Below are 22232 nucleotides of genomic sequence, written 5' to 3'. Positions count from 1 at the left end.
CGGCGAGAGTATTTCTGAAAAGATGAAGCCTGTCAGGCGTACGGGTCATAATCACTCAGGCGTTTTCCGGGTTCGTCGGCGAAGATCTCCGGAAGGGGTGAAACTGCTTCGATCAGGTCGATGCGAAAGACACGAAATCCATTGCGCAGCTCGCACCAGGCGGTAAGGGTCCAGACCCGCCCCCAGTATTCCATATGGAGCGGGCGGATGGTGCGTTCGGTCAAAACGCCGTCAATGCGGCGATAGGACAGGTGAAGTTTCTGACGTGATTTGATGGCTGCACGGATCGGGGCCATATGGGCAAGGCCCCTTGCGGCATCGGCAAATGGGTAGACCGCGAATTTCCAGCTGTCCGCCTCGGCCACGACCTGCGTTGGCAAAACAGCGTCGATCTTGTCGGCAAGCGACTGTGCGGCAGCCTTCAGGTCAGTATCCGCGGCCTCGGCCACGATGGCCATGCCAAGATTCAACGCCTCAAGCTCGGCTGTGGTCAGGTTCAACGGGGGCAGGGTGATCTGCTCGCGCACCATGTAGCCGACACCGCGCTCTCCCTCGACCGGAACGCCCGAGGCAACAAGCGTATCCATGTCGCGATAGATGGTGCGGACCGACACCTCAAGCCGGTCCGCAATGTCCTGCGCGCGGTGCAGTTTGCCATCGCGCAGGATCTGGATGATATCGAACAGGCGGTCAGTGCGGCGCATGACACGCCGTTCTGACTGCGTTTAGGCAGTCATGTTCCATAGGACTTTCTCGTGACGCATCTGGATACTATCGGGATTGATGACCGCCATCATGCCTGCCGCACATTCCTGTTGCGGAAACTGCGCAGCGGCGTCCTCTGCCGCTTTCAAATCTGTCCAGACAACATAATCGGTCCAGCGACCATCTTCGCCCTGGCTAAGCTGCCGATGGGCGAAGCCCGGCGCGCTGCGCACAAAGGCCTCAGAAGCCTGACTGAGTTTCACGAACTCTTCCGGCGTGGTGCCATTGGCCAGCGTGAAGGTGACGATTTCAGCAACGTGGGTCATTTAATTCTCCATTGACCTTGTTTCGATGCCAAAGCCCTAACGGATAACAACTGACATAAACCTGTCAGTTGAAAATTGCGACCCCTTAGGTTTCACGCGTTTTCCACAAATTTTGCCCGCAACCCGTTGCAGATCCCTTTTGAGACCAGCGATCGAGGCGTAAAGACTGAGTCAGTTCATGTTCCCGGCGCGCAAACGTGCCGACGAAAAAGGAGAGAAGACATGCTCAACAATATCGGCCTTCCTGGCCTGCTGCTGATCGCCGTTGTGGTTCTGGTTCTGTTCGGGCGCGGCAAGATCAGTTCGCTGATGGGCGAAGTTGGCAAAGGCATCACCGCGTTCAAGAAGGGCGTCAAGGACGGTTCGGAAGAGCTGGAAAAGGACGCTTCTGAGCTGGCCAAGGACGTCACACCTGAAGCCGAGAAAGACAAGGCGTAAGCGCAGATGTTTGATCTGGGCTGGACCGAGCTTCTGGTCATCGGCATCGTTGCCCTGATCGTTGTGGGGCCAAAGGACCTGCCGGTGCTGTTCCGCAATGTCGGACGTTTTGTCGGCAAGGCACGCGGAATGGCGCGCGAGTTCAGCAGCGCCATGAACGAAGCCGCCGATCAGGCAGGGGTGAATGAGATCAAGAAAGGTCTCAACGCTGCCGTGAACCCTGTGGGATCGGCCATGGACGGTGTCAAGCAAGCCGCGCAGGAGATGGCGAAAAGCATCGATCCCACAAAGTTCGATCCTGACAGCGAAACAGGGAAACTGGCGGCCGAGCGGGCCGAGCAGGCCAAAAAGGTTCAGGCGTCAGCCGCCCGGGCCACCGCCGAGCGCAAGGCCAAAGAAGCAGCCGATGCGCTGGCCAAGGCAGAAGAGGCCGAAGCCGCGCTGAACACTGAAAGCAAGACATGAGCAAAACCGACGAGATTGACGATTCTTCGGCCCCGTTGATCGAACATCTGGCCGAACTGCGCACACGGCTGATCCATAGCGTTGTGGCGTTTCTGGTCGGTATGATCATCTGTTTTTCAGTGGCGACGCCGATCTTTAATTTCCTGACCAATCCCCTGTGTGACGTTCTGGCTGAGCGCGGGCAGGATTGTAGCCTGATCTTCATCTCGCCACAGGAAGGGTTCTTTGTTGCGATCAAGGTTTCCCTATTGGGTGGGTTCATTCTGGCATTTCCCTATATCGGGATGCAGATGTGGCGCTTTGTAGCACCGGGCCTCTACAAGTCCGAGAAAAACGCGTTCCTGCCTTTCATGCTGGCTTCGCCCTTTATGTTTCTCCTGGGCGCAAGCTTTGCCTTCTACGTCGTCACGCCTCTGGCCTATGACTTTTTTCTCGGGTTCCAGCAATTCGGGGCTGAGGGTGAAGCCGTGGCCGACGGGGTCAACGCGGCACCGCTGAGTGTGGTGTTCCAGGGCTCAGCCCAGGAATATCTGAACCTGACGATCAAGTTCATCGTGGCCTTTGGATTGTGTTTCCAGTTGCCGGTTCTCCTGACTCTTATGGGGAAGGCAGGACTGGTCAGTGCCGAGGGGCTGGGCGCTGTTCGGAAATATGCGGTGGTCGGCATTCTGGTTCTGGCCGCAGTCGTCACACCACCGGATGTCATTACGCAGATCATACTGTTTGTGGTGGTGTACGGTCTGTACGAGATTTCGATCTTCCTGGTCGCGCGAGTTGAAAAGAAACGCGAGGACCAGTTGCGCGCTGACGGTTACTACGATGATGAAGCGGAAGCGGATGATGACCTGATGCAGGAGTTCGAAGACGACAAGTAAGTCTGCCGACGAAACCAAAAGGGCGCGCCATCCAATGGCGCGCCTTTTCCATTGGAAACTCTTGTTGTGCCAATTGGAACGTGCTTTGAACCCCTCAAGACAAAACCGGAGGCCCACATGGACGACCAAGCCCTGAACCGTATCGCCGAGGCGTTGGAACGCATGGCACCGGCTCCTTTGGTGGCGCCTGATTTTGCCGTTGCTCCAGCATTTGTGTGGCATGTCGAACCGGAACGACTGGAACCTGTTACGCAAGTCAACCGGGTCGATCTGGATCTCCTGGTCGGCATCAATCGCTCTCGCGACACATTGATGGACAATACGCGCCGGTTTGCAGCAGGGTACAAGGCAAATAATGCGCTGCTCTGGGGGGCTCGGGGGATGGGAAAGTCGAGCCTTGTAAAGGCCGTGCACGGCTCACTGAGCGCTGATTACGCCGATCTAAAGCTGGTCGAACTGCAGCGCGAGGACATGGGAACGGTCGCACGGTTGCTGAACCATCTGCGCGCAGCACCCTACAGGTTCATACTGTTTTGCGATGACCTGTCGTTCAGCCACGATGACCAGCATTATAAATCTCTCAAGGCTGTTCTGGATGGTGGCATTGAAGGCAGGCCGGAAAATGTGGTCTTCTATGCCACTTCGAACCGCCGCCATCTGATGCCGCGGGATATGATCGAAAACGAACGGTCCAGCGCCATCAATCCTTCCGAGGCGGTCGAAGAAAAAGTCTCGCTGTCGGATCGCTTCGGCCTGTGGCTTGGGTTCCATCCCTGTGATCAGGACGAGTATCTGGCGATGATCGACCGCTATTGCGCCTTCTATGGCGTTTCAGTTGATGCACAGACCCTGCGCGCCGAGGCAATTGAGTGGCAAGCCACGCGCGGGTCGCGCTCTGGCCGTGTCGCCTGGCAATTCTTCGTCGATCTGGCCGGGCGCAACGGCGTGCATATCGCCTGATCCCGGCTTCACCTGGCTGCAAATATCCCCGCCAGAGGCATGGCCCGTCAGGGCCATTTCCTAAAGCAGCGCCAGAATCCGCGCGGCTTCATCCTTGGTGCTGTTCAACACGCTCCGGTCTTCCCCGGGATGAAAGCGCGCGCGGACGGCCGTGGGCATCGGCGCGGGTTCGACAACCGAAACCCGCGGACCGGTGCGTTCAGTTTCGACGGCCCAGCTGCGGGCCAGAGCCATCTGCGCGGCCTTGGTGGCACCGTAGATGCCATAAAACTTCTCGCCAGCCTTCGGATCGTCAAAAAACACCGCATGGCCACTCTCGCCCAGAAGGGGTGAGACATAGGGGATCAGAACCGAGGTCGCGTTTGCATTTGTGTTGATCGCCTTGGCCCATTCCTTGGGGTCAACAAAATGCACTGGCGTCAGTGCTGATGTGTGGATGGCTGTGTGCATCCACAGGTCAACCTTGCCCCAACGGTCATGGATGCCACGACACAGGGTCGCCATGGCGTTTGGATCGGTGATGTCCATGGGGGCCAGAGTGGCTGACCCGCCCTTCGCCTTGATACGATCGTCCAGCTCTTCCAGCCCGCCGGTGGTCCGGGCGACGGCGACGATATGGTATTCAGGTGCCAGCGCTTCGGCCAGCGCAGCGCCCAACCCGCGAGAGGCCCCGGTGATAAGGGCGATTTTTGTCTGATCGGTCATGGCTGCGGTTTGAACCCCTGCGCGAGGGGCGTCAAGTCGCGATTAGCTTCCGGGAATGGCGATCCGCTTGGTCTGGCCGCTTTGTCGCAGCATGATACCCTGTTCGTCGATTGCTATCACCGTACCCGAGGCGACACGGCTTCCGGGTTCAACCTCTTTCACGCGGCCCGATGACAGGCGTACCAAGGCGTGCAGTTCGGTTTTGGGCCCGAACACCCCCAGAACAGAAACAGAGTTCTTGTTTAACGCGCCCTGCTGTGTGGCCGCGCTTTTGACATTGGTGTTTGACATGGTCCGTGGCCCGGCATGAGTTCCGAACCCCTTATTTCGAGTGAGTGGTTGCCGCCCGATATCAAAACGATCAGGTAAGCAAAAGACCCTCACGGACACGGGGCTTCACGACGTAGCGACCCATTTGTTAGTCCCTGTGATCGTGCAAGAATCGCCGGCGGGTTGTGGCAGATTTCCACTCATCGGTGGAACAGTATAGATGCGGGTTATACTGAACAGGGCTATCCTCTCTGGATGCCGAACGGTTTGATTCGCTGTCTGAAAAGTAACCGGACCTGCCCTAAATGGGCGAGGCCCTTCAGCCTGAGGCCAGTTTGGCCGCATTCCAAGACCCGCCCGGAACCTGCATATCCGCGCGTTTCTGGCTGACACGGCTGCTGTTTTCCAGACTGTCCAGGTAATCCGCGCTAACGCTGCCTGTAATGTAATTGCCATCAAAGCAGGAACAATCAAATCCCTGGATGTCCGGGTTGCCTTCCTGGGCCGCCCAGATCAGGTCCTCCAGATGCTGATAGAACAGTGCATCAGCGCCCAGCTCTTCACGGATCTCTTCGATCTCTTTGCCATTTGCGATCAGCTCGGCCTTGGTCGGCATGTCTATGCCATAGACGTTGGGGTATTTGACCGGCGGCGAGGCGCTGGCCACATAAACCTTCTTGGCCCCGGCGTCGCGGCACATCTGAACGATCTTTTTGATGGTGTTGCCGCGCACGATGGAATCGTCGATCAACAGAACGCTGTGGCCTTCGAATTCCAGCGGAACGGCGTTCAGCTTGCGGCGGACGGATTTCTGTCGCTCGGCCTGACCCGGCATGATGAAGGTACGCCCGACATAGCGGTTCTTCACCAACCCCTCGCGATAGGGGATGCCGGTGATTTTCGCCGCTTCCAGTGCCACGGGGCGGGCGCTGTCGGGTACGGGAATGATCCGGTCGATTTCCAGGCCCGAGTCCTGAATTTGTTTCGCCAGCGTCTGTCCCATGCGCATCTGGGTTTTATAAACCGAGACACCGTCCAGCAGTGAATCCGGACGTGCCAGATACACATACTCGAAGATACAGGGCGTCAGCTTGCCTTCGACCGCCTGAAACTCGTGCATGTTGCCTTTCAGGTCGATCAGGATGGCCTCGCCCGGGCGCAGATCGCGCAGCTTTTCAAAACTGTTGATGCCAAAGGCTACGTCTTCCGAAGCAAAGGCATAATCGTCCCCCTGACCGTCGACATTGCGTTTTGCGACCGAAAGGGGCCGAATGCCAAATGGGTCGCGGAACGCCAACATGCCAACACCTGCCACCAGACAAATGACTGAATAGGCGCCCTGAACCCGCTCCATCGTCATCTTCACACCGGCAAAGATGTTTCGGATCGGGTCCGAATTGCCGTTCACCTTGATAGCGTCAGCCACTTTGTCGGCCAGCACGTTCAGCAGGATTTCCGAATCCGATGTGGTGCGCAGGTGGCGGCTGTATTTCCCGGTCACTTTCTCGCGCTGTTCCGCTGTGTTGGTGATATTGCCGTTGTGAACAAGATAGATACCGTAGGGTGCGTTCACGAAGAAAGGTTGCGCTTCGGCCGCGCTGAGTGATCCGGCCGTGGGATAACGAACATGCCCCATGCCGACATGACCCAGAAGGGTTTCAGCATCCTGGGCGTTGAACACGTCCTTGACCAAACCATTGGCTTTCTTTTCCCGGAAGAATTCGCCGTTGTAGGTCACGATCCCGGAGGCATCCTGACCCCGGTGCTGTAACATCAGCAACCCGTCATAGATCTCAGCAAAGACATCATGTGTCCGGCTTGCGATTCCTAAAATCCCACACATTCAAGGGGCTCCAACTTCTATGACGATATCATTCGAGGATTGACCGCAGTTCGGCACCGAACTTTCTGCATCTTCAGCGCGGAAATGTTCGCTACACAGGAACAAGACGCCGTTAGGGCGACCATCACTGCGATCAGCGCGCATTCATACAGAAAGTACAAGATGGGTGGCTCCGATTCCGTGGCAGGTTGGCCCCCACATAATGCCTATTGGCGTGGCTGTCATCAAAGGATCACAATAGCCAAATGCCGCAGGCCAAGTTTGCGTATGTCGACGTAGAAAAACGAAGATGGTGACATGCGCAAACATATGTGCTGTCATGCATTTGATTGCATACATTAACTGCTAAAACTCAGCACCTCGGGGGGACCTGAATGTGGCAGCATAAACCTCCTCACAAGAACCAGGAACGGATCAGGCAGCGGTGCCATCGGTGCCGAGGATTGGGGCGCGCATCGTGCCAGATCTGTAACGGAGCGGGTGAGATCGCCAAAAGCAGAGATATCTTTGGAAAACCGATCTTCAGTCGATGTGACGGGTGCTTTGGTTTGAAAACAATCCGCTGTACCGTGTGCGGTGGCGAGGGGTTTGTCTGATCTGCAACAAAAAAGCCCGGCAGGGCCGGGCTTTCATGAATTGGTGATCTGCCTCTATCAGCCGTTGGAAGGTGCAGTTGTTGCCGGTTCAGCGTTTCCTGCCGTGCAACTGGCGACCAGCTGTTCATACTGAGTCGTAACCCACCCCAGAGCCGCCTCGGGGTTTTGTTCCTCAATCTGGCCGCTGAACTGTTCAAACACCTTGGCCGACCGGCTTTCATCAACAATTGTGTAAGACTGGCCGGTCATCACGGTGTCGTAAACGAAGAATGCGATCGCAACCAGAAGAATGCCACGAGCGATGCCGAAGAACAGCCCCAGAGCCTGATCCAGACCGCCAAGGGCCGAGCGCTGGACCAGTGATGAAAACAGCGGTGTGAAGATACTGACCACGATCAGCGCCACCGCAAAGACCGCTGCAAACCCGGTGATCACGGACAGTTCGCAACTGTCACGCAGGAAATCTCCGACGACCGGGATTTCCTTGACCAGAGGTACAGCCTGCGGGGCGAAGATGAACGCCAGAACGGCCGCCGCAACCCAACCCGCGATGGCCAGAACTTCGCGCATGAACCCACGCGAGTAGGCCAGCAAGCCTGACAGCACGATGATCAGGGCAACCACCCCGTCGATTATTGTAAAACCTTCCATGGCCCTCGCCTGTTCTTCTTCTGCCCCTCAAGGCGCGACTTTAACCTGCTCCGAAGGTTTCGCCAACAAACCCCACCAAATCTGAGGGTCGGGTGAGTGTCAGACCTGCCACAGTACCGGTTTTGCCACCTGCCGGAGCTATTGCCGCTGTGAAACCAAGTTTTTGTGCTTCTTTCAACCTGTTTTCTGTCTGCGGAGCCGGTCTAAGTGCCCCGGATAGCGAGATTTCCCCGAAAACGACGGTGTCTGAGGGCAGGGCCGTGTCTTCGCGTGCGCTCAGCAATGCAGCAGCAACGGCCAGATCGGCGGCGGGTTCACTGACTTTCAACCCGCCGGCCACGTTCAGATAGACGTCGAGACCGGCAAAGGGAATGCCGCAACGCGCTTCGAGCACGGCAAGGATCATCGCCAGCCGCCCGCTGTCCCAGCCCACCACTGTCCGGCGTGGTTGCGAATGGGGGGACGGGGCGACAAGGGCCTGCAATTCGACCAAAACGGGCCGTGTGCCCTCAATCCCGGCAAAGACCGCAGAGCCAGGGCTGGGCGTACCGCGTTCGGACAGGAACAAGGCCGAGGGGTTGGTGACCTGCGACAGCCCTTTGCCTGTCATCTCGAACACGCCAATTTCGTCGGCGGGACCAAAGCGGTTCTTGACCGCCCGCAGGATACGAAACTGGTGGCCGCGCTCGCCCTCGAAATACAGCACCGTATCGACCATGTGTTCGACAACACGGGGGCCTGCGATCTGGCCTTCCTTGGTGACGTGTCCGACCATGATGATCGACACGCCGTGCCGTTTCGCAAAGGCGGTCAGTTCATGAGCAGCCGCCCGGACTTGCGACACGGACCCCGGCGCGCTGTCGACATTGTCGGCCCACATGGTCTGGATCGAGTCGATGATCGCCAGACCGGGTTTCTCGGCTTCAAGCGTGGTAAGAATGTCGCGCAGGTTGGTTTCGGCAGCAAGTTGCACCGGCGCATTTTCCAGCCCAAGGCGGCGCGCCCGCATGCGAACCTGCGCACTGGCTTCTTCACCCGAGACATAGATTGTCTTGACGCCAGCACGGGCAAAGCGGGCGGCCGCTTGCAGCAGCAGGGTGGATTTACCGATGCCGGGGTCGCCGCCCACCAACAGGGCAGATGCGGGAACAAGCCCGCCACCAAGCACCCGGTCCAACTCTTCCACTCCGCAGAGTGTGCGGGGTGGCGGGGTTTCCTCGGTCGACAGGTCGGTGAGCGTCATCGACCGCCCGCGTTTCGAGCCCAGCGATTTCTTGGCTGGGCCTGCCGACAGAGGTACGTCCTGGATGATCGAGTTCCACTCGCCGCATCCGTCGCAGCGGCCCGACCAGCGGGAGTGGGATGCGCCGCAGGCGGAGCAGGAGAAGGTTGGTTTTGCCATGACGTCTTGGTGCCCGAGGACGGGCGGTTCTTCAAGCCCTTGCTGGGCTTTCCTCGTCGTCAGCGCCCTATGTCCGAGCGATGGATTTGCAGTGGCGTTCGGTGAGAATGCCCAAAGCGATGGAGGCAAGGATGCAGGCCGTGAACAGGTAGAGACCCCATGCGGTCTCAACAGTGGCGTAAAAGATGCCCTTGGCCAATGTGATGTAAAGCGCGATCAGGAAGATATCCGCCATCGCCAGCTTGCCTAGGATACTCAGCGCAGGCTGCACACGGGCATCTAGCAGGTTCCACTGTATCAGCGCGGTGCCAATGGTTTTGATGTAGGGCGCGAAGAGGGCAAAGATGGTGACGACCAGCGCAAGGAAGATGTCGGATTTCCAAAGCGACTGGAGGCCGGTGATGACGCTGATTTCGCTAAGGCCAAAGATCGGCAGGAACCCCGCGCGCATCAGCGGGGCGAACCACGCGACGGGGTAGAAAACCAAAAGTGACAGTGTTGCGAAACGCAATATCATGGCGGCCAACGCTATTAAGTGTGACCGCCTGACATTACGGTGTTGGATCGTGGGTTCAAGGATGCTTGTTCAAAAGCTTATCCTGCGCGCTTCATACGAGCCATCAGGTTGGTTTTGAGAATGAACTGATGGAACAAGGCAGCCAGAAAATGCAAGACAATCAGAACAAGCATTAGCGTTTTCAGGATCTCATGCACTTCGGCGGACGCTGCTATCCCACCAAACCAGGCCAAGGCACCTGAGGCGGGCACCAGCACCATCAACGCATAGAGTGAGAAGTGCGTGATATGTGCGGCGAGCTTCATCGCGGCTGTTTCTTTTTCCGGTAGCGGCGGCGCGCCGCGGGTCAGACGTAGTGCAATCCGCCAAATCGCGAGCGCAAGGACAAGCAATCCTCCGAATACATGAAGAGCAACTGGTGCTTGAAAAGAGACAGGCAATCCGCGTTCGAATTGATCCCAGGCTTCAGACATCGGCTCGTGAAAGAGAAATTGAATTGCGATCAGAACGAAAATGACCCAGTGAAGGGCGATTTGCGCGCGAGAATACGAATTGGGCATGGGGAAGCTCCGACAAACTTTAACGTTGCTCTGGTTTAACGCAAAACTGTCAGATTTCCGTCGATGATTTTTGAATTATTTGTCCAGCATCACTGCTATCACCGCACCGCCTCAATCGGCCCCACAGCGCTCCCACTGATGAACTGCTCCACATAGGGATCACCCGAGGCATCCATCTGGCTGACAGGGCCGGTCCACTGGATCACACCTCCGTGCAGCATGGCCACGTTGTCGGCAATCGCGCGGACCGAGCTCATGTCGTGGGTGATGGTCATCGCGGTGGCGCCCATCTCGGTCACGATTTCGCGGATCAGGTCGTTGATGACGCCGGACATGATCGGGTCGAGGCCGGTGGTGGGTTCGTCAAAAAAGATAATCTCAGGCTCGGCGGCGATGGCGCGGGCAAGGCCCACACGTTTTTGCATCCCGCCTGACAGCTCTGCCGGAAAGCGGTCGGCCACGTCGGATTTCAGGCCTACGCGGCGCAGTTTTTCGATGGCGATCTCGCGCGCTTCCTCGGTTGGGCGTTTCAGGGATCCACGCAGCAGGCGGAATGCGACGTTCTGCCAGACGGTCAGCGAGTCAAACAGGGCCGCACCCTGAAACAGCATCCCGAACCGGGCCAGAAACGCGTCGCGGTCGCCTTTGGTTGCGTCCTTGCCGTCGACATAGATCATGCCGCTGTCGGGTTTGATCAGGCCCAGGATACATTTGAGGGCAACAGATTTCCCCGTGCCGGAACCCCCGATGATGACCATCGAGGTTCCTATGGGTATCTCTAGGCTCATTCCACGCAATACGTGGTTGTCGCCAAAGGCTTTTTCTACGTTCTCCATCCGGATCATAGCGAGAAGAACACCCCTGTGAGAACAAAGTTTGCGGCCAGGATCAAAACGGCTGCGGCTTCGACCGAGCCTTTGGTTGCGCGGCCGACGCCCTGTGCGCCGCGGCCCGAGTTCATGCCGTAATAGCAGCCCATGATAGCCGCGATCACACCAAAGGCTGCGCCCTTGACCAGAGACGATACAATGTCGCGCATCTCGAGGAAATCGACGGTGTTTTTCAGATAGGCCGCCGGGTTGAAGCCCAGGTTCTGCGTGGCGACAGTGTACCCGCCCGCAATCCCGATAACGTCACCCACCGCGACCAGCGCAGGTACGGTGATCAGGGCGGCTAGCACACGCGGAGCAGTAAGATACTTCATTGGGTGGGTCGACAGCGTGACCAGAGCGTCGATTTGCTCGGTCACTTTCATCGTGGCGATCTCGGCCGCGATGGACGAGGTCACGCGCGCGGCGATCATCAGGCCGACCAGCACCGGGCCAAGCTCTCGCACCATGCCGATGGCGACAATCTGGGGCACGACGGCTTCGGCGTTGAACCGCGCACCGCCCGCATAGATTTGCAAGGCCAGCGCGCCGCCGGTGAAAATGGCGGTCAGGCCGACGACGGGCAGGGACAGCCAGCCGATATTCAGCAGGGCCATCCCGAATTCGCGCGGATAGAAGGGTGGGCGCAGGATGTGCGACGCTGCATCAAGCGCAAACAGGGCCACCCGGCCAAAGGCCGCAAGCAGGCCCAGCACGGTGCGGCCCAGCCCCCCCAGCGCGCTGATTGGGTTCATTCCACGTAGCCCCGCGAATAGCGATTGCCCATTGATGTCAGGATTTCATAGCCAATTGTACCAGCAGCCTCGGCCAGATCATCAACGGTTTGATGACCGTTGAGAATGCGCAGGCGCTCCGGGTCTTTCGGCAGGTCCGTGACGTCCACGGTGATCAGGTCCATTGAGATACGTCCAACAACCGGGCAGGGTTGGTCGCCCGCAAATGTGTCGATGCCGCCGCCAATGGCGCGATGCAGGCCATCTGCATAGCCGGCAGCAACGGTGGCGATCCGGGACGGCCGACGCGCCACCCAGGTGTTTCCATAACCCACGGTCTCGCCGACAGCCAACTTGCGCACCTGAATGACAGGAAGGTCAACGGTTACGACAGGCTTTGCACCGGCAAAGGGCATTCCGCCATAAAGACCAATACCCGGGCGACAGAAGTCAAAATGAAACTCAGGCCCCAAAAGCATCCCGCCCGTCGCTGCCAGGGAGCGCGGCGCAGCGACCCCATCAGTCATGTCGCGGAAGGTTTTCAGTTGTTGCTGGTTCATCGGGTGGTCCGGCTCGTCCGAGCAGGCCAGATGAGACATGATGAGCGCCGGGTTCAAGGCTTCGGCCTTGGGACGTAACTCAGCCCAGTCAGCAGGTTCAAGACCAAGCCGGTTCATACCACTGTCCAGTTGGATACCAAACGGGTGGTCGGGCAGGGCTTCTGTATGGCGTTGAAACTGTTCTGGCGAGTTGATCAGCGGTATCAGGTTGTTGCCGCGCAGCAGATCGGCATCGCCTTCCATATGTCCCGAAAAAACGAAAATCATCGGGCCGGGGCCAACGGCCTCGCGAACGGTTGTGCCTTCTTCTGCAGCAGCCACGAAAAACTTGCGAACACCTTCTTCTGCCAACGTGTCGCTGACAGGTCCTGCGCCCAGCCCATAGGCATCTGCCTTGACAACGGCACCGGTTTCGACCCCGGTCTTCGCGTCGAGTGTCCGCCAGTTTCTGGCGAGGGCCTGAAGATTGATCGTCAAACGTGCAGTACTCATGGGACTGTTCATGACATTGCGCCGTCCAAGGTCAAGAGGGAAAGGGCTTTTTCCGCGACAGATTGCGCCCATCAAACGAAAGGTACGGCGGAAAACACCCAAAAAAGCAGACATTTTGGCGACTTACTGCTGTGTTAAGCCGTTTTCGGGATTGTCTTCACATAGGTGTTAAAGTGATCTTGTGAACAAGATCGTCCCATCGCGGCAAAAATCGGTGCGGCGGCATATCCCGAGGAAATCATGGATTTTTATATCGATCAAACGCCAGACCCGTTCGAAACAGCCCGGTTTTTCGCAGATGTGTTTTCGGCGTCGGAAGGCCCGGACGAGGGGGCGGTTATCGAAGCTTTTGTTCAAGAGGTGATCGATACCACCCCACCACAGGATCTGATGGTGTGCACCGCGCGTCACGATCAGGTGCCGCTTGGCTGCGCCATCTTTTCCCGATTGCTGTTTCCACAGGACGCGCGCCGGGTTTTTATCCTGTCGCCTATGGCTGTCCGAACAGACAGGCAAAAAGCCGGGATTGGGCAGGCTTTGATTGCTTATGGTCTGGATTGCCTGCGGGCATCAGGCGTGAACGTGGCGCTCACCTACGGTGATCCCGCTTACTATCGAAAAACAGGTTTTGAACAGATTTCTGAGGCCACTGCACAACCGCCGCAAAAGCTGAGCCATCCGCACGGCTGGCTGGGGCAATCGCTGGATGGTCAGGCGCTTGCGCCACTCAGCGGCCCGTCGCTATGTGTTTCCGCGTTGAACAATCCGGCGCTTTGGTGAGTGCGGGGTTCAATCTGTCAGAAAACAGGCGGGCGGACCTCATTCTTGGTTCGCGCACCAGATCCTGAATCGCGCGAAAAGCTCAGAGAACGTTATTGCTTTGCCAACAATCAAAGGAAAGTCGGGAAAACCCAAGTAAGGCTGTCCTTTCGCGATCAATAACCTTCGATCTCACCACCCTGCTGCCACGGCTTGACCAGATTGCCAAACCGGGTGAATTGCGCCTCGAATGACAGCTCGACCGTGCCGATTGGACCGTGGCGCTGTTTGCCAACGATAATCTCGGCCTTGCCGTGCAGGCGTTCCATGGCCTGCTTCCATTCTTCCATCTTCTCAAGCTCGTGATCGCCGGGTTTTTCACGTTCTTTGTAGTATTCTTCGCGGAACACGAACATCACGACATCGGCGTCCTGTTCGATCGAGCCTGATTCCCGCAGGTCAGACAGCTGCGGACGTTTGTCGTCGCGGTTTTCGACCTGGCGGGAAAGCTGCGACAGGGCAATCACCGGAATGTTCAGTTCTTTGGCGATTGCTTTCATGCCCATTGAAATCTCAGCAATCTCGTTAACCCGGTTGTCGGACATGCCGCGGCACAGTTGCAGATAGTCGATCACCAGCAGGTCCAGCCCATGTGTGCGTTTCAACCGTCGCGCGCGTGCGGCAAGCTGAGAAATCGGAAGGGCGGGCGTGTCGTCGATAAAAAGCGGGCAGGCTTCAAGTTCTTTGGCCGCATCAACGAAACGGCGGAATTCGGCCTCGGTCATGTCGCCCTGACGGATCTTGTGGCTAGAGATTTCGGACGCCTCGGCCAGAACGCGCCCGGCCAGCTGTTCAGCGCTCATCTCAAGTGAGAAAAAGCCGACGACCCCGCCGTCAATTGCGCCTTCGGAACCATCCGGTTTCAGACCGCGTTTGTATGCTTTGGCCACGTTGAAGGCCACGTTGGTCGCCAGCGAGGTTTTCCCCATCGACGGACGACCTGCGAGAATGATCAGGTCCGAGGGGTGAAGACCACCCAGTTGTTTGTCGAGATCGACCAGACCGGTCGAGATCCCAGCCATGCCGCCACCGCGCTGGTAGGCTTCGTTGGTGACATTGACGGCTTCTGTGACCGCCTTGAGGAAGGACTGGAACCCCTGTTCGGTCTGGCCCTGCTCGGAAAGCTGATAAAGCTGTTGTTCGGCCTCGACGATTTGTTCTTTCGGTTCGCTGGCTACATCGACCCGCGCGGCCTTGTCGGAGATGTCGCGGCCCAAGCGGATCAACTCGCGCCGGATGGCGAGGTCATAGATCATCTGGGCGTAGTCATGTACCGCAAAGGCACTGATCGACGCGCCGGCAAGCTTGACCAGATAAGCTGGCCCGCCCAGTTCCTTCAGGCCCTCATCCTCGGCCATGAAGGATTTCAGCGTCACAGGCGAGGCCAGCGCGTTCTTTGCAATGCGTGCGGCGGCGACCTCATAGATGCGGGCATGAACCGGGTCATAGAAATGCTCGGACCCAATGATCGAAGCGACCCGGTCGTAAAGGTCGTTATTCGTCAAAATTGCACCCAGAAGCTGCTGTTCAGCCTCAATGGAATGCGGCATGGTTTCGGCGTTCTGAATATGCGCCGCTGCCTGCTCGATACTGCTGATCTCGTTCATCATGTCCCCGCTGCCCGTTCCGAGGTTCTACACGCCACACCCCGGTTCAAGCTATCTGCAAATGAATGGGGGTAAGTTGGTATAACTGCCCCCCGCCTTGGGATAACTGCCCACCCCAATGGGGATAACTTAGCCCTAGTTTTACACGGGCGCAGCGTTACCGCAACATTTGGTGTGTTGGCTGGATATCTTGACAAGATAGGCGCGCTTTGATGCGATTCGAAAATCAACTATCCCCAAGCCATCCACAGGCTGAAAATCACGATTTTCGCGCGTCCTGCCAGCCTCGCGGATCGTTCAGAAACGCCTCGACCCCGTCAAGTGTTTCCTGATCAAAGGCTTTTTGCGCCTTGGCCTCGGCCAGAACATCCCACCACGTGCAAAGGTGATGCAGCTTTACACCATGGTCGCCCAGCGTCTTCTCGGTTTCGGGGAAGATGCCGTAGTAGAAGATCACAGCCGTATGCCCGCAGGTGGCACCAGTTTCGCGAATTGCATCGACGAAGGACAGTTTCGAACCGCCATCGGTGGTCAGGTCCTCGACCAGCAGCACACGTTCACTTTCGCTCATTGCGCCTTCAATACGGGCGTTGCGCCCGTACCCTTTGGGTTTTTTGCGCACGTAGGTCATCGGCAATGCCATACGTTCGGCCACCATCGCGGCAAAGGGGATGCCCGCAGTTTCGCCGCCCGCAATGTTGTCAAAGGCTTCAAAACCTGCGTCCCGCATCACCGTAACGGTCAGAAAATCCATCAGCGTGGAACGAATTCGCGGGTAGGAGATCAGCTTGCGGCAATCGATATAGGTCGGGCTGGGAAGGCCACTTGCCAGCGTGAACGGCTCGCGCGCGTTGAAGTGGACGGCCTTGATCTCCAGCAGCATCCGGGCCGTCAGGCGAGCGATTTCAGTGCTATCGGGAAAAGAACTGGGGATCATGGCGGGACCTCGGCGATGAAATGATGTTTCGGGCTGATAGCCCGACCCTTGGCCCGGAGTCGAGAGCTGTTGGAACAAAAGAAAAGCGGACCCCCCTAAGGTCCGCTGTTTCCGGGTAGTCAGCTATGCGAACACCATTGTCGCTGCGTTACCCTTGCCCGAACATGTTGACCCACCGGATCAGCATTGGTGCCAGACAAATCAGCAACAGGACAGGCATCATGCACATGGCCATCACAGCAGACATCTGCACAGGCAGACGGTTTGCCTTTTCCTGGGCGCGAAGCTCTCGGTCAAGCCGCATGTCAGTGGCGAAGCGGCGTAACGATGCGGATATGCTGGTGCCGTACTGGTTGGATTGCAAAAAGGCGTTCGCGAACGAGTTCATCTCGTCGATACCGACCCGGTTCGCCATGTCCAGAAAGGCGGCCTGACGTTCTTTGCCTGCTTGCAACTCCAGTTGAAGAACCGAAAACTCCTGCGAGATTTCCGGAGCTGCCTTGGCCATTTCATGCGAGACCCGGATCATCGCCGCGTCAAAGCCCAGCCCGGCCTCGATAGCGACTTGCAACAGGTCGAGCGCGTTCGGCAGGCTGTGTTCGATGGCCTGGCGGCGTTTCTTTATGCGGCGCCGCAACCACAGTGCCGGGCCATAAAAGCCCAGAACCATCAGTGCCGTCACGATCTGCATCGTGTTAACCCACGTAACACCCTGCAAAAGGTCGGCGATCCCTAACTGAACTTGCGTTTCGATCGGCAAAGCCATGGTTGCGACGAACGCGGCAGGCAACACAAATCCTAGGACGACCCGAAAGGTATAATAGGTGCGAATGGCGTGCTTTTGCCGAATCCCGGCCTGTTTCAACAGCTTCCCGATCCTGGAGCGTTCGCGTTTTGACGACGGGACGAAGGCCTTCAGCAGCCCGTGCGGGTCGCTATTGTCACCCTGGATAAGGTCAAAATCCTGCCCATGCCCTTGTGAAACCGACCCAACGCGCATACGGCGTGCTGCCGTGTTTTCACTTGCCGTAAATCCGGAAAGGCCCATGACGACAAAGAAAACACTAAGGGCAATTCCGACCAACAGGATCAACTGCGGTGTGATGCGCGGATCGTTTAGAATGTCCTGAAATATATCCATATCCCAATTCCCCTTAGAATCTGAATTTAACCAGCCGCTTCAGGATGAAACCCTGGGCAATTGTCAGGCCAATGATCACCTGGGCGAAATACGGAAACAGCGGATCGCTGCGTACGTCGCCGTAAAATGTTGGGGAGGAGACCTCGATCGAAAGATAAATGATGACCGGCAAAATCGTGAGGATAAGGCTGCTCAGGCGACCTTCGGCGGAAATTGCCTTGATCTTCTTTTGCATCGTGTGCCGGTCCCGGATGGTCTGGGACAGAATGCTTAGAACGCGGGACAGGTTGCCGCCAGTTCCATGCTGAATGCCGATACTTACAGCAAGGTATTTTGCATCCTCTGTTCCGACGCGGTGCGCAAAGTCGTGAAAGGCGGTCGCGACGTCATCACCATAGTTGATCTGGTCTTTGATGATGCCAAACTCTGACCCGATCGGATCCGGCAGATCAGAGGCAACGTTTCCAACCGTCACTGCAACGGGATGCCCCACCTTCAGCCCCCGGGCCATCAGGTCTAACGCGTCTGGCAGTTGTTTCGTCAGTTTCTTCGCGCGGGCGTCTTTCATGGCGACCAGCACGATAACCGGGCCGATGAGGCCGAACACAGCGCTCAGAATGACTGCCAGTTCCGGTGCAAGGAACCGGGAGGCCCCGAAAAAGATCATCAAAACCAGAAGGGAGACGGCGAGAACCACCCAAACCGGGTTGACCGCCAAACCGGCTTGCACAAGCAGACGACGAAACCGCGTAATCAGCCCGGCTTTTTCACCAGCAGCCAGCATTGCTGGATCGCGAAGCAGCTGCAACACCTGATCCGTCGAAGCCCCGTTCTGGATCAGTTTCATGCGGCGGTTTCTGGCTTCGCCATGCGTTTCCTTGCGCGCCAGAAGCTGGTGAACGCCTTCGTAGGCGAGCAGAATACCCAGAAAAATCGAAATATAGATCAGGATGTTCAGTATGTTGGGCTGAAGGTCAATCATGATGTCGTCACCCCATGAATAAACATGTTGGTGTCCACATCGACACCCGCCGCCACCAGCTGGTCGAAGCATTTTGGCCGTATTCCGGTTGGCAGGAACTCTCCCAGAACGTCGCCGTTTTCAGACTTGCCACGGCGCTTGAAGACAAAGATGTCCTGCATCGTGATCGTATCGTCTTCCATGCCCGTGATTTCGGAAATACTGACGACCCTGCGTGTCCCGTCGCTCAGACGGCTGAGTTGCAGGACGATCTGAATGGCCGAGGCGATTTGAGACCGGATGGTTCTGACGGGCAGGTCCGCCCCCAGCATCGTCACCATCTGTTCGACCCGGCTGAGCGCATCGCGGGCCGAATTCGCATGTACGGTCGTCATGGAGCCGTCATGCCCCGTATTCATGGCCTGAAGCATGTCAAAGCATTCGGCACCACGGACCTCGCCGACAATAATGCGGTCAGGCCGCATCCTGAGCGCGTTGCGCACCAGATCCCGCTGCGTAATCACCCCTTGACCTTCCGAGTTGGGGGGACGGGTTTCCAAGCGGACGACATGGCTTTGCTGCAACTGAAGTTCGGCCGCATCTTCGATTGTCACGATACGCTGCTTGCCGTCGATATAGGATGAAACGGCGTTCAGCATTGTTGTCTTGCCCGAACCGGTGCCGCCAGAAATCAGAATGTTCAGCCTGGCTTCGACCAGCGCGGCCAGAAGCTTGGCTGCCTGTTCGTTCATGCTGTCCCGCTGGACCAACTTGTCGATGGTCAGAGGATTGCGCGAGAATTTGCGGATCGACAGCGCCGGCCCATCAACTGAACACGGGCGGATAATCGCGTTGACCCGGCTTCCGTCTTCCAGACGCGCATCGACCCATGGCTGGGATTCATCAATACGGCGGCCGACCCGGCTGACGATCTTGTCAATGATCCGAAGCAGATGGCGTTCGTCGCGAAAGCGCACGGAGGATTGCTCCAGCAGGCCAAATCGTTCCACATAGACCTGATCATAAGAGTTGACGAGAATGTCGTTGATGGTCGGGTCTTCCAAAAGGGGTTCCAGCGGGCCCAGACCCATCACTTCGTGAATGAGCTCATCAACAAGGGCCGTAAATGCCTCGGACCGTAAATGAAGGCGTTCGGCCTCGATCAGCCCTGTGACCAGCGCGGCGATCTGACGTTTCAGTTCGGACCGTTCGACCTTGTCGATCACTGACAGGTTCAGACGGTCGAGAAGCTCACTGTGCAGGCGGCTTTTAAGCTCTAGATGTGCTTGCAGGTCAACGTCCACCGGCTCTGGTGTTGCTTTGGACTTTGGCACCTCGATCGGCCGTTCCAGAACCAACACGTTCGACTTGGACGCGGCCCGGCGTGATTTGTACTCGTTAAACACGGCGATCTCCCATTATGCAGTTTTTTGTGTGGCTGGCCGGGTGCCTTCGGACATGGACGCAGCCAGTTTCGTCAGGGCCTTGCCAAGATCCGAATGCGGCTTCATGTCCACAATCGGTCGTCCCAGATCGACCGCGTTTCGCGCAATCTTGGGATTGTCCGGCAGCCAGTGCTTCAGTTTCGTTTCCAGCACTTTTTCGGCCTCGCGAACGTGTGCGGGTTTGATCAGCGTCTTCCGTTCGCGGTTCACGACAACCTCGACGGGCAGGGCCACGTTCGCCTCGCGATAGAAATCGATCAGGCGCCGGGTCTGGCGAACGCATGGAACCGTCGTGTCAGTAACCAGCGCCAGTTGGTTCGCGCGTTTGAAAATGGGTTCGACCCATTCCACAACGGCACAGGGCAGGTCGATGACAACATAATCGTACCGGCGCTGAAGCAGGTCGAGCATCCCTTCGATCAAGCCCGGTCGTATGGACTGAAGCGGAACCAACGGCGCGGGCGCGCACAACACATCCATGCCGAGCGTGTGGTTCTGAAGGATTGATGTCAGGAAATGATCATCCGGCTCTTCCTGGTTTTCGATGAGCTGGAGGCATCCTCCATTATCTTCAAGATCCAGAAACACGTTCGCGTTTCCAAATTGCAGATCGAAATCCAGAAGCGCGACGCGGCTTTTCGCCTTTTTCCTAAGGAATGATCCTTTTCCGCCCGCCAGCGAGCAGGCAAGGTTTACGGCGACCGTCGACGCTCCGATCCCACCGCGGGATTTTGCAACCGGGATCACCGTGCCAAGGGCAGAGGGGCCATTTTGAATGTACCCTTGCGGAAGTGAACGGGAGGAGATTTTTTCTGCTACTGCGGCTTTCAGCCCATCCTCGTCAATGGACAGGGGCAGAACCTCGTCGATGCCGATTTTCCGCAACTCGCGGGCGACCGAGATCGAAACGTCATTCTGCGTCAGCGCAACAAACAAGGTGTCGTCTTGTCGATGGGTCAGCAGGTCTTTGACAGCCAGAACCTCGCCCGCGTCGCAGGGGTCGATTTCAAAAATAACCAGGTCATGCTTGAATGCCAGATTGCGCGCCGTGCCGTTCAACGCTTTGAACGAACCCGCATTCTCTGAGATTTCGTTATTTTGACCGGCGGGAAAGGCATTGGCGACCACCTGAGCGACGGTTTCGCTTTCAGATACAAGCATGACGGAATGTGAATTGAGATTGGAAACGTTCTTAACCATTAACCTGACTCTCCTGATGCCAGGTCTTCGGCAGGCAGCGAAACGCTGAAATTGGAAAACCCGGCTGTTGAAGGAATTGTGCTGCTGGTCGCGCCCGCGGCATTTGCAAGCGCGGCCAGCGGCGACACGAACTGAAAATCATTCAGGTTCAGCTCAACCGTGACCATGGGTGTGTAAGGGCCACCCAGGAAGCCCAGATTGGAATTGAAGTCATAGGAAAACTGCAAGGCGTCAATCGTCGTGCCGGGGGGCAGCAACGGGTTGATGCGCCCCCAGATTTCAGATGCTGTGGTGTTGGTGGCGTCACCCACACAAGCTGGCGTTACGGGGTCGGCACATACGCCAGCCGACGCACTGCATGGGGTGCCAAAGCGAGGGGACAACGCGGATGTTCCCCGCGTGTGGGTTTGTGGCACACCCGGACAGGCCGCAGGGCGCACCACAGCGATGCGCGCCGCCAACTGTGCGGCTTTTTGCGCGTTCACTCCGCTGTATGATAGCCGGCCAAAGTCCAGCAATGCCAGGAACAGGAAGGAAAACAGGGACACAACCAAGGCAAACTCAACAAGAACCCCACCATTTTGGTCGCGCAGCATCTGGTCCGCGACCTGGCGCAAGATGGCGCGGTTATTTCGCAACCGTGTCATTGGCCAAATATCCGCGATGTGTCAGCGACGTCGGTGGTTATCGATGACGCGCCGCTGCCGAAAAGCTTCAGAATGCCCCCCAGCGGAAACTGAACGGTGATATTGGCGCTTACCTGACCGACGGGTGCCGGGTTTATGCGATACGTGCCCGACACGCAGGACAAGCTGGGCGTTACTGAGTTGACGGTTATACTGGGTGGAAACAGGCTGTTGCCATGAATGTCACGCTCGACAATCCCTTTCAGAGTTGTGCTGAGCCCCGCGACAGTTCCGCCAGACGAACAGATATCCGAGGGCGTGACGCGCGACATATAACGGCTGGCATCACGGACCCCGGCAATGACCGACTGGTACGACCACATGAGGCGTGCGGATTCCAATGTCACCGCCAACAGCAGCAGCATAATCGGCATGACAAGGCCAAACTCGACAAGGATCGCACCATCTTCGTTTTTGGCGAAGCGTTTGAAAGGGGATCTGAGGCGAATACACATGAACACTCTGCCC

The 22232-nt window shown here is 57.4% G+C and carries 25 protein-coding genes; 5 read left to right on the top strand and 20 right to left on the bottom strand.

Annotated elements, in window-relative coordinates; all coding sequences use genetic code 11:
- Positions 1 to 32: 32 nt before the first annotated feature.
- Both ACR3E2_RS05930 and ACR3E2_RS05925 read right to left on the bottom strand, forming a co-directional pair.
- Entirely contained in the window at positions 33 to 704 is a 672-nt protein-coding gene (locus ACR3E2_RS05930) for a helix-turn-helix transcriptional regulator (protein ID WP_480480622.1), read from the bottom strand.
- Between the two features lie 21 nt (positions 705 to 725).
- On the bottom strand, positions 726 to 1031 hold the full coding sequence (locus ACR3E2_RS05925; protein WP_267364188.1) for a hypothetical protein: 306 nt from the start codon (positions 1029 to 1031) through the stop codon (positions 726 to 728).
- A gap of 222 nt (positions 1032 to 1253) precedes the next feature.
- Here ACR3E2_RS05925 and ACR3E2_RS05920 point away from each other — a divergent pair, with 222 nt between their 5' ends.
- The 4 genes from ACR3E2_RS05920 (at position 1254) to ACR3E2_RS05905 (ending at position 3769) form a co-directional block, all read left to right on the top strand.
- A complete protein-coding gene (locus ACR3E2_RS05920; protein ID WP_480473142.1) occupies positions 1254 to 1469 on the top strand; it encodes a twin-arginine translocase TatA/TatE family subunit in 216 nt (71 codons plus the stop codon).
- 6 nt (positions 1470 to 1475) lie between these two features.
- Complete coding sequence (gene tatB / locus ACR3E2_RS05915; RefSeq protein ID WP_267364187.1) at positions 1476 to 1934, top strand: Sec-independent protein translocase protein TatB; 459 nt, start codon at positions 1476 to 1478, stop codon at positions 1932 to 1934.
- Positions 1931 to 2809 carry a twin-arginine translocase subunit TatC gene (gene tatC, locus ACR3E2_RS05910; RefSeq protein ID WP_480480624.1) on the top strand — a complete coding sequence of 293 codons (879 nt, stop codon included), beginning with the start codon at positions 1931 to 1933 and terminating at the stop codon, positions 2807 to 2809. The genes tatB and tatC overlap by 4 nt, the downstream gene beginning before the upstream one ends.
- 117 nt (positions 2810 to 2926) lie before the next feature.
- Positions 2927 to 3769 (top strand): ATP-binding protein, encoded by an 843-nt coding sequence (locus ACR3E2_RS05905; RefSeq protein WP_480480626.1) that lies wholly within the window; start codon positions 2927 to 2929, stop codon positions 3767 to 3769.
- Between the two features lie 60 nt (positions 3770 to 3829).
- Here ACR3E2_RS05905 and ACR3E2_RS05900 read toward each other — a convergent pair whose 3' ends face one another.
- The 10 genes from ACR3E2_RS05900 to alr all read right to left on the bottom strand — a co-directional run bounded on the left by ACR3E2_RS05900 (position 3830) and on the right by alr (position 12968).
- Complete coding sequence (locus tag ACR3E2_RS05900; protein ID WP_267364183.1) at positions 3830 to 4474, bottom strand: SDR family NAD(P)-dependent oxidoreductase; 645 nt, start codon at positions 4472 to 4474, stop codon at positions 3830 to 3832.
- A 42-nt stretch (positions 4475 to 4516) separates the two neighbouring features.
- Entirely contained in the window at positions 4517 to 4765 is a 249-nt protein-coding gene (locus tag ACR3E2_RS05895; protein ID WP_209503732.1) for a hypothetical protein, read from the bottom strand.
- Positions 4766 to 5063: 298 nt separating this feature from the next.
- Positions 5064 to 6587 carry an amidophosphoribosyltransferase gene (gene purF, locus ACR3E2_RS05890; protein WP_480480629.1) on the bottom strand — a complete coding sequence of 508 codons (1524 nt, stop codon included), beginning with the start codon at positions 6585 to 6587 and terminating at the stop codon, positions 5064 to 5066.
- 653 nt (positions 6588 to 7240) lie between these two features.
- Complete coding sequence (locus ACR3E2_RS05885) at positions 7241 to 7834, bottom strand: CvpA family protein (protein ID WP_267364181.1); 594 nt, start codon at positions 7832 to 7834, stop codon at positions 7241 to 7243.
- A gap of 40 nt (positions 7835 to 7874) precedes the next feature.
- Complete coding sequence (gene radA, locus ACR3E2_RS05880; RefSeq protein ID WP_480480631.1) at positions 7875 to 9236, bottom strand: DNA repair protein RadA; 1362 nt, start codon at positions 9234 to 9236, stop codon at positions 7875 to 7877.
- Positions 9237 to 9303: 67 nt separating this feature from the next.
- Positions 9304 to 9753, bottom strand: coding sequence for a paraquat-inducible protein A (locus tag ACR3E2_RS05875; protein WP_480480633.1), 450 nt, complete (start codon positions 9751 to 9753; stop codon positions 9304 to 9306).
- A gap of 77 nt (positions 9754 to 9830) precedes the next feature.
- Entirely contained in the window at positions 9831 to 10313 is a 483-nt protein-coding gene (locus tag ACR3E2_RS05870) for a cytochrome b (RefSeq protein ID WP_480480635.1), read from the bottom strand.
- Between the two features lie 98 nt (positions 10314 to 10411).
- Positions 10412 to 11158, bottom strand: a complete 747-nt coding sequence (locus ACR3E2_RS05865) for an ABC transporter ATP-binding protein (RefSeq protein WP_480480637.1) — start codon at positions 11156 to 11158, stop codon at positions 10412 to 10414.
- Positions 11155 to 11937 carry an MlaE family ABC transporter permease gene (locus ACR3E2_RS05860; RefSeq protein WP_480480639.1) on the bottom strand — a complete coding sequence of 261 codons (783 nt, stop codon included), beginning with the start codon at positions 11935 to 11937 and terminating at the stop codon, positions 11155 to 11157. Before ACR3E2_RS05860 ends, ACR3E2_RS05865 begins: the two co-directional genes overlap by 4 nt.
- On the bottom strand, positions 11934 to 12968 hold the full coding sequence (alr, locus tag ACR3E2_RS05855) for an alanine racemase (protein ID WP_480480641.1): 1035 nt from the start codon (positions 12966 to 12968) through the stop codon (positions 11934 to 11936). The genes ACR3E2_RS05860 and alr overlap by 4 nt, the downstream gene beginning before the upstream one ends.
- Positions 12969 to 13208: 240 nt before the next feature.
- Here alr and ACR3E2_RS05850 point away from each other — a divergent pair, with 240 nt between their 5' ends.
- The gene (locus ACR3E2_RS05850; protein ID WP_480480643.1) at positions 13209 to 13748 is read left to right on the top strand and encodes a GNAT family N-acetyltransferase; all 540 of its coding nucleotides are present in this window, start codon (positions 13209 to 13211) and stop codon (positions 13746 to 13748) included.
- Between the two features lie 155 nt (positions 13749 to 13903).
- Here ACR3E2_RS05850 and ACR3E2_RS05845 read toward each other — a convergent pair whose 3' ends face one another.
- From ACR3E2_RS05845 to ACR3E2_RS05810, 8 genes are all read right to left on the bottom strand, one after another.
- Entirely contained in the window at positions 13904 to 15394 is a 1491-nt protein-coding gene (locus ACR3E2_RS05845; protein ID WP_267366870.1) for a replicative DNA helicase, read from the bottom strand.
- A 259-nt stretch (positions 15395 to 15653) separates the two neighbouring features.
- Positions 15654 to 16331: an orotate phosphoribosyltransferase gene (locus tag ACR3E2_RS05840; protein ID WP_480480645.1), complete on the bottom strand. Its 678-nt coding sequence runs from the start codon at positions 16329 to 16331 to the stop codon at positions 15654 to 15656.
- A gap of 148 nt (positions 16332 to 16479) precedes the next feature.
- Positions 16480 to 17472 (bottom strand): type II secretion system F family protein, encoded by a 993-nt coding sequence (locus tag ACR3E2_RS05835; protein ID WP_480480647.1) that lies wholly within the window; start codon positions 17470 to 17472, stop codon positions 16480 to 16482.
- A gap of 13 nt (positions 17473 to 17485) precedes the next feature.
- A complete protein-coding gene (locus ACR3E2_RS05830; protein ID WP_480480649.1) occupies positions 17486 to 18454 on the bottom strand; it encodes a type II secretion system F family protein in 969 nt (322 codons plus the stop codon).
- Positions 18451 to 19839: a TadA family conjugal transfer-associated ATPase gene (locus ACR3E2_RS05825; RefSeq protein ID WP_480480651.1), complete on the bottom strand. Its 1389-nt coding sequence runs from the start codon at positions 19837 to 19839 to the stop codon at positions 18451 to 18453. The genes ACR3E2_RS05830 and ACR3E2_RS05825 overlap by 4 nt, the downstream gene beginning before the upstream one ends.
- A 12-nt stretch (positions 19840 to 19851) precedes the next feature.
- Positions 19852 to 21039: a CpaE/TadZ family protein gene (locus ACR3E2_RS05820; RefSeq protein WP_480492697.1), complete on the bottom strand. Its 1188-nt coding sequence runs from the start codon at positions 21037 to 21039 to the stop codon at positions 19852 to 19854.
- Positions 21040 to 21077: 38 nt separating this feature from the next.
- Positions 21078 to 21725: a TadE/TadG family type IV pilus assembly protein gene (locus ACR3E2_RS05815; protein WP_480480656.1), complete on the bottom strand. Its 648-nt coding sequence runs from the start codon at positions 21723 to 21725 to the stop codon at positions 21078 to 21080.
- Complete coding sequence (locus ACR3E2_RS05810) at positions 21722 to 22219, bottom strand: TadE/TadG family type IV pilus assembly protein (protein ID WP_480480658.1); 498 nt, start codon at positions 22217 to 22219, stop codon at positions 21722 to 21724. The genes ACR3E2_RS05815 and ACR3E2_RS05810 overlap by 4 nt, the downstream gene beginning before the upstream one ends.
- Between the last annotated feature and the right edge of the window lie 13 nt (positions 22220 to 22232).

The sequence above is a fragment of the Ruegeria sp. AL7 genome (genome assembly GCF_056536105.1).
This window is presented reverse-complemented; position numbering and strand designations above follow the sequence as displayed.